At 65.2% G+C, this 14009-nt stretch carries 13 protein-coding genes; 6 read left to right on the top strand and 7 right to left on the bottom strand.

All coding sequences use genetic code 11. The features are described 5' to 3' along the window. Positions 1-156 precede the first annotated feature (156 nt). The 3 genes from FBZ93_RS22385 to FBZ93_RS22375 all read left to right on the top strand — a co-directional run bounded on the left by FBZ93_RS22385 (position 157) and on the right by FBZ93_RS22375 (position 4085). Positions 157-1530, top strand: coding sequence for a YARHG domain-containing protein (locus FBZ93_RS22385; RefSeq protein ID WP_146988519.1), 1374 nt, complete (start codon positions 157-159; stop codon positions 1528-1530). Further along, positions 1531-2298 carry a M15 family metallopeptidase gene (locus FBZ93_RS22380; RefSeq protein WP_146988517.1) on the top strand — a complete coding sequence of 256 codons (768 nt, stop codon included), beginning with the start codon at positions 1531-1533 and terminating at the stop codon, positions 2296-2298. Positions 2299-2471: 173 nt separating this feature from the next. Further along, positions 2472-4085, top strand: coding sequence for a glycosyltransferase family 39 protein (locus tag FBZ93_RS22375; protein WP_167529164.1), 1614 nt, complete (start codon positions 2472-2474; stop codon positions 4083-4085). A gap of 157 nt (positions 4086-4242) precedes the next feature. On the opposite strand, the gene FBZ93_RS22370 is transcribed toward FBZ93_RS22375, so the two are convergent. The 5 genes from FBZ93_RS22370 to FBZ93_RS22350 all read right to left on the bottom strand — a co-directional run bounded on the left by FBZ93_RS22370 (position 4243) and on the right by FBZ93_RS22350 (position 8239). Beyond that, positions 4243-4569, bottom strand: coding sequence for an HPr family phosphocarrier protein (locus tag FBZ93_RS22370; protein ID WP_146988514.1), 327 nt, complete (start codon positions 4567-4569; stop codon positions 4243-4245). Then, positions 4566-4967 carry a PTS sugar transporter subunit IIA gene (locus tag FBZ93_RS22365; RefSeq protein ID WP_021076632.1) on the bottom strand — a complete coding sequence of 134 codons (402 nt, stop codon included), beginning with the start codon at positions 4965-4967 and terminating at the stop codon, positions 4566-4568. Before FBZ93_RS22365 ends, FBZ93_RS22370 begins: the two co-directional genes overlap by 4 nt. A gap of 214 nt (positions 4968-5181) precedes the next feature. Further along, the gene (locus FBZ93_RS22360) at positions 5182-5622 is read right to left on the bottom strand and encodes an HPr kinase/phosphorylase (protein WP_146988512.1); all 441 of its coding nucleotides are present in this window, start codon (positions 5620-5622) and stop codon (positions 5182-5184) included. Beyond that, on the bottom strand, positions 5619-7427 hold the full coding sequence (locus FBZ93_RS22355) for a sensor histidine kinase (protein WP_167529163.1): 1809 nt from the start codon (positions 7425-7427) through the stop codon (positions 5619-5621). The genes FBZ93_RS22360 and FBZ93_RS22355 overlap by 4 nt, the downstream gene beginning before the upstream one ends. Positions 7428-7537: 110 nt before the next feature. Continuing rightward, positions 7538-8239: a response regulator transcription factor gene (locus tag FBZ93_RS22350; RefSeq protein ID WP_016843287.1), complete on the bottom strand. Its 702-nt coding sequence runs from the start codon at positions 8237-8239 to the stop codon at positions 7538-7540. A 238-nt stretch (positions 8240-8477) separates the two neighbouring features. On the opposite strand from FBZ93_RS22350, the gene FBZ93_RS22345 reads away from it, so the two are divergent. From FBZ93_RS22345 to FBZ93_RS22335, 3 genes are all read left to right on the top strand, one after another. Then, positions 8478-9212 carry a HugZ family protein gene (locus tag FBZ93_RS22345; RefSeq protein ID WP_146988509.1) on the top strand — a complete coding sequence of 245 codons (735 nt, stop codon included), beginning with the start codon at positions 8478-8480 and terminating at the stop codon, positions 9210-9212. A 377-nt stretch (positions 9213-9589) separates the two neighbouring features. Continuing rightward, positions 9590-9904, top strand: coding sequence for a hypothetical protein (locus tag FBZ93_RS22340; protein ID WP_146988507.1), 315 nt, complete (start codon positions 9590-9592; stop codon positions 9902-9904). A 180-nt stretch (positions 9905-10084) separates the two neighbouring features. Next, the gene (locus FBZ93_RS22335; RefSeq protein WP_146988505.1) at positions 10085-11701 is read left to right on the top strand and encodes a phosphoenolpyruvate carboxykinase; all 1617 of its coding nucleotides are present in this window, start codon (positions 10085-10087) and stop codon (positions 11699-11701) included. 252 nt (positions 11702-11953) lie between these two features. On the opposite strand, the gene rocF is transcribed toward FBZ93_RS22335, so the two are convergent. Together rocF and FBZ93_RS22325 are read right to left on the bottom strand one after the other, a co-directional pair. Then, the gene (gene rocF / locus FBZ93_RS22330) at positions 11954-12931 is read right to left on the bottom strand and encodes an arginase (protein ID WP_146988503.1); all 978 of its coding nucleotides are present in this window, start codon (positions 12929-12931) and stop codon (positions 11954-11956) included. Between the two features lie 145 nt (positions 12932-13076). Further along, positions 13077-13895 (bottom strand): acyl-CoA thioesterase, encoded by an 819-nt coding sequence (locus FBZ93_RS22325; RefSeq protein WP_146988501.1) that lies wholly within the window; start codon positions 13893-13895, stop codon positions 13077-13079. Positions 13896-14009: the final 114 nt, after the last annotated feature.

Here is a 14009-nt window from a genome sequence, read left to right as displayed (position 1 = left end):
CGGGATAGCATCCGCACCCCCGCGCGGGCAACCATATTGCGGTATTTTGCAGGGGTGTGACGGCGAATCACGGGGGTGTTTCCGGTGGGGTTGCAATGATCGATTTCCGGGCATGTTTCTGCTAGGTCTGGCGGCCCGAAATTCGTGGATTTGACGATGCGCTGGACCCTTCTTGCCGCCGGACTGCTCGCCATGTTGTTCGCGGCTCCCGCGGCCGCCGAGAAGCGCGTGGCGCTGGTCGTCGGCAACTCCACCTATCAGAACGTGTCGCGGCTGCAGAACCCGAAGAACGATGCGCAGCTGGTGGCCGAGACGCTGCAGCGGCTGGGCTTTGCGCTGGTCGGCGGGCAGGCCCAGGTCGATCTGGACAAGGCCGGCTTCGATGCCGCGATCCAGCGCTTCGGCAGCCAGCTGATGGGCGCCGACGTCGCGCTGTTCTATTACGCCGGCCACGGCATCCAGGTTCGCGGCACGAACTATCTGGTGCCGGTCTCGGCCAACCCCACGCGCGAGGCCGACGTCGATTTCCAGATGGTCGATGTCGGCCTGGTGCTGCGGCAGATGGAGGGCGCGGGCACGCGGCTCAACATCGTGATCCTCGACGCCTGCCGGAACAATCCGTTCGGCGGGCGGGGCCTGCGCGCCGCCGACGGTGGCCTCGCCCAGATCCGCGCGCCGGAGGGCACGCTATTGTCCTATGCGACCCAGCCGGGCAATGTCGCGCTCGACGGCGATGACGGCCACAGCCCCTACACGCGCGCGCTGGTCGACACCGTGCAGAAGCCCGGGCTCGACGTGCTGCAGGCGTTCAATCAGGTCGGCCTCGTCGTCAAGCGCGCCACCGGCAACGCGCAACAGCCCTGGGTCTCGACCTCGCCGATCGACGGCTCGTTCTATTTCGCCGGCAACGCGCCGGCGCAGGTTGCAACGGCCGATCCGCCGGCAACGGTGATCCCGCCGCAACAGAGCCTGCCGCCGCCGAGCTCGCCTCCGTCCGCGCCGCCAATGGTGCGCACGCAATCGGACTTCGTCATTCCGGATTCCGATAGCCGCCTGCTGACGGAGAGCGATCTGAAGGCACTCAGCAAGGACGACCTGCGGATCGCCCGCAATGAGATCTTCGCGCGGCGCGGACGCTACTTCAACGCACCTGACCTGACCGCGCGGTTCAGCAGGTTCGCCTGGTACGTGCCCCGCTCATGGGATCCACCATTGAGTGCAATCGAGAGCGCCAATGTCGCGCTGATCGATCGCTTTGAATCCGGCGGCGGCGCAGCACCGAGTGGATTCATCTTCCCGGATTCCGACCGGCGTTTGCTGACGCCAGCCGATCTGCGGCGGCTGTCGCGGGACGAACTGCGGATCGCGCGCAACGAGATCTTCGCCCGCAGGGGACGCTATTTCGATTCCGCCGATCTCAAGGCGTATTTTTCGCGCTTTCCCTGGTATGCACCGAGCAGCTGGAATCCGAAGCTGAACGCGATCGAGGAGGCCAATGTGGCGCTGATCGATCAGGTCGGGAAGCGCTGAATGGGCGCGCGCGGGACGGCCTGCATCGCTATCCTGCTGGCGCTGTTGCCGGCGCTTGCGCATGCTCAGAGCAAGAGCGAGCTGCTCGACCGCCTGGTGCATGCCTATCCCGATGCGCTCACCACGCATGACGACAGCACGATCACCTGGCGCGACGGCACGGTGATGCCGGTCGATGACGGCATCTCCGACAAGGCGTTCGACCAGATGCTGCGCAATGCATCGATCCTCGACCAGATGCGGCAGCCCTATCCGGCCGGGCCGTCGGCGCCGCCGGCGGTAAATGCCGATCCCGGCCGCTTCCGCAACGAGGCCTTCTTCAAGAAGATGTATGGCGACTGCAATACCGCCGAGGTCAGGCGGAACCTGGTGACGATCACCTGGCTGCCGAAATCCTGGGGCAAGCCGGTCCAGGTCACGCGGGTCAACGGCGTCGCGGAGCGCCTCAAGCAGGTCTCGGCCGAGATCGACGCGCTCGACCCGACGCTGCGCGCCGCGGCGTTTCCGATCGCGGGTGTGCTATCTTGTCGCGCCGTCGCCGATACCGGGCGGATGAGCATGCATGGCTACGCCGCCGCGATCGACCTCAACCTGAAAGTCTCGGACTACTGGCTGTGGGCGGGCAAAGGTAAAACCATCCCCTACAAGAACCGGATGCCGCAGGAGATCGTCGACATCTTCGAGCGTCACGGCTTCATCTGGGGCGGCAAGTGGTATCACTACGATACCATGCATTTCGAGTACCGGCCCGAGCTTCTTGGAAAGTGAACGGGCTCGTTGGAGGCATTCTCACGCCAAGCTGATTTCACTGGCCACAAAAACGCGCTAAAGCGCGCCGAAGTGCTGGTGAGCAATCACTCATCGCACGTCCGTTTCCACTCGGTATGATCCCTCCGGAAAGCCACGCTCCCCTTTTCCGGGTCATGCCTCAGGCACAGGCCATGTCGACCGCTTCCATTCTTCCTGCCGCCCGGCGCACCACCCGGAGGCTGACGATCCGGCGGATCGCCGCCTGGATTGCCTCGCGCGCCATCGATCCCCGGACCAGCCTGTGGTTCGTGATCGGCTTCGCATTGGTCCACGCGTTTCTCTGGACGCTTATTCTGGTCAAGCTCAAGGCTGCGCAGGATGTCCATATGGACGTCGCGGAGGCCTATGCTTGGGGCCAGCGCTTCCTGCTCGGCTATGGCAAGCATCCGCCGCTGTCGGGCTGGATCGCCGGGGTCTGGTTCAGGATCTTCCCGGTCACCAACTGGTCGACCTACGCGCTTGCGATGGCAACCGTCAGCTTCGCGCTGGTGGTGTGCTGGCTGATTGCGCTGCGCGTCGTCGATCGCCGCCGCGCCTTCTTCATGGTGGTGATGCTCGCGCTCTACCCGATCTTCAATTTCAAGGGCTTCAAATACAACGCCGACCTCGCGCAGCTGGTGCCGCTGCCGCTGCTGGTGCTGGCCTATCTGAACGCGTTCGAGAAGCGCAGCTTCAAATCGGGTCTCTGGCTCGGCTTTGCCGGCATGCTGGCGCTGATGACCAAGTACTGGGTGGTGACGATGATCGGCGCCATCGGGCTTGCCGCGTTGATCCATCCGCAGCGGATGCAGTTCCTGCGCTCGCAGGCGCCATGGGTTGCGATCGGCACGATGATCGTGGCGATGATTCCGCATCTGGTGTGGCTGGAGGAGGTGAACTTCGTGCCGTTCACCTATGCGGGCGACGTCTATGCGCTGTCGAGCCGCGAGCTCAACGTCCAGCTCGTGATCGGCTACATCCTGCACAATCTTGGGCTGCTCGCGATTCCCATCGTGCTGGGCCTCATCGCGCTGCTGCTGGGGTCGATGCCGTGGCGGCCGTCGGACGTGCTGGCGCGGATCTGGTCGCGCGGACCCAATCCGGCCGTCAACCTTCCGCAGGCGCTCAACGTCTGGATCATCCAGGCGATCGTCGCGATCGGGCCGCCGCTCGGCGCACTGGCGTTCACCGTCTATATCAAGACCGATTGGGGCATCCCGCTGTTCTTCCTGGTGCCGCTTGCGCTGGTTGCGATCCCCTCGCTCAGATTCCCGCGCATGGCGCTGTTCTCGATCACGGCGGTCTGGCTCGTGGCCACGATCGCAACGCTGATCGCCGCGCCCTCGATCGCCACGCAGGAGATCGCGTCCAACCGCATCGGCGGCTCGACCTACGCCGCGCGCTCCGAGCTTGCGCGTGAGCTGACCCAGACCTGGCAGGACAGGTTCCATTCACGCTGGGCGGTGGTCGTTGCACGCTCCGACATCGGCGAGCCGATGACGTTCTACAGTCCGGATCATCCGGCCTCGCTGGTGCCGGGCGAAGCCTGGACGTCGGGGCTGACGTCGCTCGACGAAGCCAAGCGCCTCGGCTTCATCGGCGTCTGCGACACCACCGATCCGGTGTTCCTGCAGCCATGCGAGGCGTGGATGGCGGAGCATGCCAAGAATGCCGAGCCGGTGGTGATGACCACCATGCGCTTCTTCAACGGCCATCCCGGCCCGTCGACGGTGTGGAAAGTCTACCTGGTGCCGCCGGCGAAGTAGCGCCCGCTCAGAGTCCGCGAATCTATCAACCTCGTCATTGCGAGGAGCGATAGCGACGAAGCAATCCATGCGTCCGCGTATGCCGCGCGATGGATTGCTTCGCTTCGCTCGCAATGACGGGACGGATAAAACACGGCCGCCCAGGGCGGCGCGGCACTTACGTGCCTTCCTCGTTGAACTTGCTGGCGACGAGTTCGGCGATGGCATCCAGCGCCTGCTGCGCTTCGTCGCCTTTCGCTGACACGACGACGGTGGTGCCGGGCCCTGCGGCCAGCATCATCAGGCCCATGATCGAGGTGCCGCCGACGGTCTCGCCGCCGCGCGTGACCCAGATTTCGGCGTTGAAGCGCTCGACCAGCTGGACGAATTTCGCCGACGCCCGCGCGTGCAGGCCGCGCTTGTTGACGATCAGCATCTCACGTGAAATGGCGCCCGCAGGCACGCCCGGGCCGACATGGTTTGCGCCCGGGGCCTCGTCGCTCATTTGCCTGCGAGAACGCGGCTGGCGATGGTGACGTATTTGCGGCCGGCTTCCTGCGCCATCGCGATCGCGTCGGGCAGCGAACGCTCCTCGCGAACCTTGGCAAGCTTGACCAGCATGGGAAGATTGATGCCCGCGAGCACTTCCACCTTCGGGCGGCTCATGCAGGAGATGGCGAGATTCGACGGCGTGCCGCCGAACATGTCGGTGAGGATCGCAACGCCGTCGCCGCTATCGACGCGGTTCACCGCCTCGATGATGTCGCTTCGACAGAGATCGGAATCGTCCTCGGCCCCGATCGTAATTGCTTCAATTTGTTTCTGCGGACCCATAACGTGTTCGAGCGCCGCTCTGAACTCGTCGGCAAGGCGCCCATGGGTCACCAGCACTAGACCAATCATCGGAAACTCCTCGCGGGCGCCCTTTGGTGCACCGCACGAACGCGCCACTTTGACCATCCAGAGCCCCCGCGCAAGGGGGCATCTTGGCTAGTCTCCCGGTTCCTGGCGGTAGAGAGGGGAGGCTGCGCCGGCAAAATCCGACGCGATAGTGGATGTGATATGGTTACCAATTCCCTTCCCACAATTGGCCGCAAGATTACGGGACGATGAACTTTCAGGTTGTCGTCAGCGCGGCGACAACCAGCGGCAGGGGTTGGAAGCCGGCCGGCACGGGAATTCGCGGTATCGAAACACCATTTAGGCTGGTCTTGAGCGCTTCGGGCGATGGCAGGCGCTCGGCATCGTCGGCGGCAAGGTCGACGACCAAGCCGACCACGGCCTCGTCCGCGAACGGGCAATGGCGGATTCCGAGGCCCCGGATCTCGATCAGACCGGCCAATTGCCGGGCCGGGCGGACCCACAATTGTTCGCCGGCTGTGTCGAGATGGACACGGTCATCCCCCACCAAAATGGCCGGCGGGAGCGCTCCGGTGCGCCCGGCGAGAATCAGTTCGAAGGCGAGGCGCGACTTGCCGGCGCCCGACGGGCCGCGGATCAGCACCGCACGCTCGCCGACCAGAACGGCGGATGCGTGCACGCTTGAATTGTCGCTCATAGTGTCGGCAGCCTGACCACGAAGCGAGCGCCGGCCACGGTTGGATTGCCGTCTTCGTCCGCAGGGCCCGGGCGGTTCTCGGCCCAGATCCGTCCGCCATGCGCCTCGATGATCTGCTTGGAGATCGAAAGCCCGAGGCCGGAGTTCTGGCCGAAGCCCTGGTGCGGCCGGTCGGTGTAGAAGCGCTCGAAGATCCGCTCCAGCGCGTCCTCGCCGATACCGGGCCCGTCGTCGTCGACCACGATCTCGACCTCGCCGCGGGTGCGTCGGCAGACGATGCGCACCTTGTCGCCCGGCTTGGAGAACGATTGCGCGTTCGACAGCAGGTTCGAGATCACCTGGCCGAGCCGGGAATCATGGCCGGGCACCGACAGCGTATCGGTCGGCCCGCGGCCTTCGAAGCGGGCTTCGACGGCAACGTCGTGGCCGAGCCGCGTCTCGTTGGCGACGCCGGTCAGCGTCGTCAGCAGCCGGCGCAGATCGACCGGCGCCATGTCCTGGCGCTGCAGTTCGGCGTCGAGCCGGCTGGCGTCCGAGATGTCGGAGATCAGGCGGTCGAGCCGCTTGACGTCATGCTCGATCACGGCGAGCAGTCGCGAGCGGCTGTTCTCGTTGCGCGCCAATGGCAGCGTCTCGACCGCCGAGCGCAGCGACGTCAGCGGGTTCTTCAGCTCATGGGCGACATCGGCGGCGAACATCTCGATCGCCTCGATGCGGCTGTAGAGCGCGTTGGTCATGTCGCGCAGCGCGCCGGAGAGATGGCCGATCTCGTCGCGGCGCCCGGTGAAGTCGGGAATCTCGACGCGGGTCTGGATGCGGTGACGGACGCGCTCGGCGCTTTCGGCAAGCCGCCGCACCGGGCCTGCGATCGTGCTCGCGAGCAGCAGCGACAGCATGATCATGACGGCGGATGCGACCCCGCCGATCTTGAGGATGGCGAGACGCTCGGACATCACCAGCTGGTCGATGTCGTCGCCCTGCGTCGTCAGCATCAATGCGCCGCGCACGGCGCGGAAATGCTGCACTGGAACCGCAACCGAGACGATGATCGCGCCGCGGTCGGTGACGCGTACCGCGCTGCCCTTCATGCCCTCGAGCGATTGCGCGACTTCGGAATAGCCTTTGCCGCCTTCGGGGCCGAGCTCGCGGTAGATCGGCAGGTCGCCGCGGTTGAGCCAGGTCTTGATCGTGGCCTTGGTCTTCTCGTACAGCGACGGCTTCTCGGACGGCGGCGGCAGCTCCATGCGCAGCACGTCGCCCCGCGCGAACAGATTGCGGCTGTCGAGGATCAGGCCGCCATCGCGGTCGAAGATGCGGGCCCGCGTCTTGGTCGGCGCGATCAGGCGGCGCAGGATCGGTGCGACGCGCTCGGGATTGATCGGGAAGTCCGCCGATTCATCCGGCTGGCCGAAACTCTCGCCGGGCTTGAGGTCGAGCAGCCGGTCCGGATCGATGGTGACGGTGTTGCCTTCGACGGTCGCGGACGCCGCGATCGCCTCCGAGATGATCTCGGCATAGACCAGCAGGCTCTGCGTGCGCGCCTCGATCAGGCCGGCGCGGAATTGCGAGAGATAGAGGATGCTGGCGACCAGCGCGACGAGGCCGGCAAGGTTGAGCGAGACGATGCGGCGCGTCAGGCTCGAGAACGACAGCGCGAAGAAGAACTGACCGGCGCGGCGCAGCCAGCCGAGCGGCCGGCGCCAGCCCTTGTCCCGCGCCAGATCGTCGGCCACGGCCTCTTGATCGAGGAGCTGCGAGGCGTCCTCGGTATTCAGTCCCTGCTCGAGCTGCGTTCGATCAAGCACAGGCAAAGCTGCCGGTTGGTATGGATGTCGTCCCGCGAAGCAGATGGTTGCCCGAGCTTACCCCAGCCGTGCGCAGCCTGTCAGTCAACAAGCCGCCCGGGAGGCGCAGATCAGGCTTCCTTGAAGCGATAGCCGACGCCGTACAGCGTCTCGATCATCTCGAAGTCGTCGTCGACCACCTTGAACTTCTTGCGCAGCCGCTTGATGTGGCTGTCGATGGTGCGGTCGTCGACATAGACCTGGTCGTCATAGGCCGCGTCCATCAGCGCGTTGCGGCTCTTCACCACGCCGGGGCGGGTGGCGAGCGCCTGCAGGATCAGGAATTCGGTCACGGTCAGCGTGACCGGCTCGTTCTTCCAGGTGCAGGTGTGGCGCTCCGGGTCCATCCGCAGCAGGCCGCGGTCGAGTGCGCGGGCGTCCGGCTCCTTCGGCGCGGCGGTCGGATCCTTGGGCTGGCCACGGCGGAGCACGGCCTTGACGCGTTCGACCAGGAGGCGCTGCGAGAACGGCTTGCGGATGAAATCGTCGGCGCCCATTTTCAGGCCGAACAATTCGTCGATCTCTTCATCCTTCGAGGTGAGGAAGATCACCGGGAGGTCGGATTTCTGGCGCAGCCGGCGCAGCGTCTCCATGCCGTCCATGCGCGGCATCTTGATATCCAGGATCGCAAGATCCGGCGGCGACGTACGAAACCCATCCAGCGCCGACGCACCGTCCGTGTAGGTCATGATGCGATAGCCTTCGGCTTCAAGCGCGATCGAGACCGAAGTGAGAATGTTGCGGTCGTCGTCGACCAAGGCGATTGTGGGCATGAGCTGCTTTCACAATGAGAGTGGCTTAAACGGCGGGCACTCTGGCGTCGCGCCGTGGAATTGGGCTTCGAACGCGGTCAACGAGCAATGCAAGCTAGGCTGAAGTGTGACCGAGTTCCGCAAAAAACGCTCTGCGACCCACGCGTTGGACCCCCATATAGCACCCTGAGACCGTGAGAAAAGGCCCTTTTTTCAAAGGGAACCGCCCGATTCGCCTCTAAAATGACCCGATAGGCCCATGCAACCGACCGCCGACTTCGATCCTGCCCACCTTGCCCGCTCGCTGCTGCGCCGCAGCCGCCAGGGTGCGCTCGCCACGCTGATGGCCGGGTCCGGCGATCCCTATTGCTCGCTGGTCAACCTGGCCAGCCATCCCGACGGCTCGCCGATCCTGCTGATTTCCCGGCTGGCGCTGCACACCAAGAACATCCTGGCCGACAGCAGGGTGTCGCTGATGCTGGACGAGCGCGCCGAGGGCGATCCGCTGGAAGGCGCCCGGATCATGCTGGCGGGGCGAGCGGAGGAGATCGCAGACGTCGAGCGGGAGCTCGCCGAGCGGCGCTACCTTGCTGCTCATCCGTCGGCGGAAGCCTTTGTAGAATTTAGGGATTTTTCATTCTTCCTGATCCGGCCGGGCGGCGCCCATCTGGTCGCGGGGTTCGGCCGCATCGTCGACCTTAAGCCGGCGCAGTTTCTGACCGATCTCGGCGGTGCCGACGCGCTGCTGGAGGCCGAGCCGGGTGCGGTGGCGCATATGAATGAGGACCACCGTGAGGCGATGAATCTCTACGCCACGCGGCTGCTCGGCGCTGACAGCGCCGACTGGCTCTGCACCGGCTGCGACCCCGACGGCATGGACATGCAGGCCGGCCGCGCCACGCTGCGGCTGGATTTCCGCGAGCGGGTCAGCAACGGCACCGAGCTGCGCAAGATGCTGGTGCGGCTCGCCGGCGAAGCTCGCGCCAAGGGATAGGGGAGCACCTGCCGCCGACACCGAAGGCTGCGTTGCGCCCGGCGAGGCATCGTGTCGCACGGCGCGGCTCTGTGCGCCGTCGCCGGGGCCGAGTGTGGTGTCTCTTGATAGCGCGATCATTTCGCGCCGGCGCGTCGCGTCATCGCTGATGGCTCGACGCGGATGCGGGACTCTCCGCTGCCGCTGCATCGGAAAATCAGTGGGATTGCGAGGCTCGCGCCGCGACGATGCGCAGGCGTCAGGTGCTGATTGCGTTACCATCGATCGTGACGGCCAGCGATCTTGTTGCGCCATGTGCAAGGAGCGTTGCGGAACATTCGCCGATGCCGCGCATTGAAGTTATCCAGCTTCGACGACGGCATGTTGAGCTCAACTGAATGCTCAACGCCGAGCAGATGGTGCTATCCGCGTGCAACACGATCGTGGGCGACATGCTCGGCAGTGCGGCGCAGCGTCAACTCGCGGCAGTCTACTTCGACGACACATCCTCAGCGCGAAACGCATACCCGGCATTCCCCTTGTTTTATGCAGCAATCAGCGCGCGTGCCCGCCGATCGCTGGCACTCTTTGTGCATCGCAAGACCTTGTTCGCAGCGGGAAAGACGACGAAACGTCGCCTGATCGCCGCGAAAACAATGCGAAAGCGAAAGCAAAGCGAAAGCGTTTCGCGCTGCGGTATTTGCGCCAGATGATGCGCCCGCCTTGGAATAAACCAAAAGCCGTTCGACTGGCTTGGCAAGCCCGGCGATCCCCACTATTAGGTCGCCGGACCGGGGCCGAGAGGCTATATTCTGATGACGGTCATCACCGCGACGGGGCGCGACTAGCGACATTCGCGCGAACAAGGATACGCGGGTTCGAGGAGGTTCTTCGTGCAAGAGACGGGCGTGCATAACGGTGCCTTCGGCGCCGACAAATTCGGCTTAAAAAATCTCAAGGGCGTGCATTGGAACTACGGTGCACCGCAGCTCTACGAGCATTCGTTGCGCAATGGCGAAGCGGTGCTCTCGGCCGACGGCGCGCTGTGCGCGGACACGGGGGTGTTCACCGGCCGCAGCCCGAAGGACAAGTTCACGGTTCGCGACGGCCTGACCGACAAGAACATGTGGTGGGCCGGCAACCAGTCCATCACCTCGGAGCAGTTTGCCACGCTCCTTGCCGACTTCCTCAAGCATGCCGAAGGCATGACGCTGTTCGCGCAGGATCTCTATGGCGGCGCCGATCCGAAGCATCGGATCAAGACGCGCGTCTTCACCGAGCTTGCCTGGCACTCGCTGTTCATCCGCACGCTGCTCATTCGCCCCGAGGCCTCGGAGCTCGCGAGCTTCGTGCCGGAGCTCACCATCATCGACCTGCCGAGCTTCCGCGCCGATCCGAAGCGTCACGGCTGCAAGTCGGAGAACGTCGTCGCGATCGATTTCGCGCGCAAGATCGTCCTGATCGGCGGCTCGCAATATGCCGGCGAGATGAAGAAGAGCGTGTTCACCACGCTGAACTATTACCTGCCCGAGAAGGGCGTGATGCCGATGCACTGCTCGGCCAATGTCGGTCCCGACGGCGACACCGCCATCTTCTTCGGCTTGTCCGGCACCGGCAAGACCACGCTGTCGGCCGATCCCAAGCGCACGCTGATCGGCGACGACGAGCATGGCTGGAGCGAGGACGGCGTCTTCAATTTCGAAGGCGGCTGCTACGCCAAGTGCATCAAGCTGTCCGGCGAAGCCGAGCCGGAAATCTACGCCGCCAGCAAGCGTTTCGGCGCGGTGCTGGAAAACGTCGTGCTCGGTGAGCGCGACCGCGTGCCGGATTTCGACGACGGCTCGAAGACCGAGAACACCCGTTCGGCCTATCCGCTCGATTTCATTCCGAACGCCTCGCGCACCGGCTGCGCGCCGCATCCGAAGAACGTCGTGATGCTCGCCGCCGACGCCTTCGGCGTGATGCCGCCGATCGCCAAGCTGACCCCGGCGCAGGCGATGTATCACTTCCTGTCCGGCTACACCGCGAAGGTCGCGGGCACCGAGCGTGGTCTCGGCAACGAGCCGCAGCCGGAATTCTCGACCTGCTTCGGCTCGCCGTTCCTGCCGCGCGATCCGTCGGTCTACGGCAACATGCTGCGCGAGCTGATCGCCAAGCACAATGTCGATTGCTGGCTGGTCAACACCGGCTGGACCGGCGGCAAGTACGGCACCGGCCGCCGCATGCCGATCAAGGTGACGCGCGCGCTGCTCACCGCGGCGCTGAACGGCTCGCTTCGCAGCGCCGACTTCCGCACCGACAAGTATTTCGGCTTCGCGGTGCCGACCTCGCTGCCCGGCGTCGAGCCGCACATCCTCGATCCGATCAAGACCTGGGCCGACAAGGTCGAGTTCGACAAGACCGCGCGCGCGCTGGTCGGCATGTTCCAGAAGAACTTCGCCAAGTTCGAAGCGCAGGTCGACGCCGAAGTCCGCGCCGCTGCGCCGGAAGTGAAGCTCGCGGCGGAGTAATCCGCGCAAGCGATACGCGATTGGAAAGGCGGCCTTCGTGGCCGCCTTTTCTATTTTGACCTCCATGTTGTGCGACGCGCCGCGATATTTCCCCGTCATCCCCGCGCAAAGGCTTCGCCTTTGTCGCTGGAGGAGCGCGTAGCGCGTCTCGAAGGATGGACGGCCCGGCTGGTGGCCGTCGACCGTTCGAGACGCCCGCTTTGCGGGCTCCTCAGGGTGACGGGGCAGGGGCGGTGCGCGCTTCGCCGCGCGCTATTCCCCCATCTCCGGCAGCACCGCATTACTCGGCGTCTGCCGGTCGGTGATCTGCAGGCCGAACAGGCTGCCGATCAATTCCACCGCGACGCGGGCGGTGCGGCCGCGTTCGTCGAGGAACGGGTTGAGCTCGACGATATCGAGCGAGCGCACCAGTCCGGAATCGTGCAGCAGCTCCATGATCAGATGCGCCTCACGATACGTCGCGCCGCCCGGCACCGTGGTGCCGACGCCGGGCGCGACCTCCGGATCGAGAAAGTCGACGTCGAACGAGACATGCAGCACGCCGTTCTTCGCCCGGACGCGCTCGATCACGCGGCGGGTCAGCACGGCGACGCCGAACTCGTCGATCTGGCGCATGTCGGCGATCGAGACGTTGCGCTGCCGCAGCAGCTTGCGCTCCAGCGGATCGACCGAGCGGGTGCCGATCAGGTCGAGCTGATCTGATGGAATCGAGGCGCGCGGCAGCCCGCCGAGCAAATCGTCGAGGCCGGGCTCGCCGCACAGGAAGGCCGCAGACATGCCGTGCATGTTGCCGGTGATGGTGGTGGCCGGGGTGTTGTAGTCGGCATGGGCGTCGACCCACAGCGCGAACAGCGGCCGACCTTTCTCCTGCCAGTAGCGCGCGACGCCGTTGATCGATCCCATCGACAATGAGTGATCACCGCCCATGAAGATCGGGATCGCACCGGAATGCGCCAGCCAGTAGGCGCGCTCGGAGAGGGCGCGGGTCCAGGTCTTCACCTCGTCATAGAATTTGGTGTTGGCCGGCACTGGACCGTCGACCACGACAGCCGGGATCGCAAGGTCGCCGTGGTCGTCGACCTGGAAGTCGAGCTGCTCGAGCAGGCGCGCGATGCCCGCGGTGCGCAGCGCGTCCGGTCCCATCAGCGGACCGGGCTGCGACGCGCCGATCTCGATGGGGACGCCAAGCAGCGCGATGCGCGAGGGCTTCGAAGTGTCGGCTTCGGACATGCGGCAGTGCTCCCAAAGGCTGTGGAACAGAAGCGACACGCCAATGTTCCTCCAACCTTTGAAATAGGCAATCCGGTCCTAGCAGACCAATGTGGATATTTGGCTACCGCTTGACGCGAGCCGGTAGCCGATCCGCTCGAAAACGCTACGCCTTGAAATAAGCAATTTGTGTCGTGGTGGCGAGCAGGCGGCCGGAGGGCGACCACAATTCGCCGTGCTGGTCGCCATAGCTCTTGTGGAAGGTTTTTGCGTCGGCTGTGGCCAGCACGCGGGTGGTATCCTCGGCCTCGAGATCGGCCGCGTCGGCGTGGAAATAGGTCGTCAGCGACACCGTGCCGAACGGCACCAGCTCGTGCCGTGCATGGAAGACGCGGCCGAAGAACGCGTCCGACATCGACATCAGCGACAGCGCATCGAGCTTGCGCGGCATGCGGTCGGCGATCCAGAGCTTGGAGTAGGGGCTCGACGGCTCGGTCGCGGCGCTGCCGCCGAACTTCGGCTCGCCTGCGGCGAAGCGGAAGTCGTATTGGTTGGCCCAGGTCATCGCGAGCTTCGGAAAGGACCGCAGCTGTTCGAACGGCACGGCGCCGGGAAACTGCGCCGGCTGGTGCGACCACGACGGCCGTCGCTTGGCGAACACGGCGGTCGCCAAGGTCGCCACCTCGCCGCCGCCTTGCGTCATCTCGACCGACCAGTGCTGGCTCGAGCGGTTGGCCTTGACCAGCCGGACATCGAGATCGAACACGCCTTCGGCGACCGGCGCGCAGTAATTGACCGTCAGCGCCAGCGGATCGCCCGCGCGCTGCGGATGCTGCATCAGGGCGCGCAGCATGGTCGCCGCGGTGCAGCCGCCGAACGGGCCGACGAACGCCCAGTAGTCCGGGCTGGTGCGTCCCTGCCAGCGGCTGTCGCCGGCGGTCACGGCAGTGGCTTCGTCGAAAAGGTGCGGGGTCCTGGTGAGCATGAAAGTCCCTAATTCGAATTCGTCTGCCGTCATTGCGAGGAGCGAAGCGACGAAGCAATCCATGGCTCCGCAAATGTGGAGCGATGGATTGCTTCGCTCCGCTCGCAATGACGC

Origin of the sequence: Bradyrhizobium macuxiense (assembly GCF_007993935.1) — a bacterium.
GTDB lineage: Bacteria > Pseudomonadota > Alphaproteobacteria > Rhizobiales > Xanthobacteraceae > Bradyrhizobium > Bradyrhizobium macuxiense_A.
The sequence above is the reverse complement of the archived record's forward strand: the minus strand, read 5'-3'. Positions and strand labels throughout refer to the sequence as shown.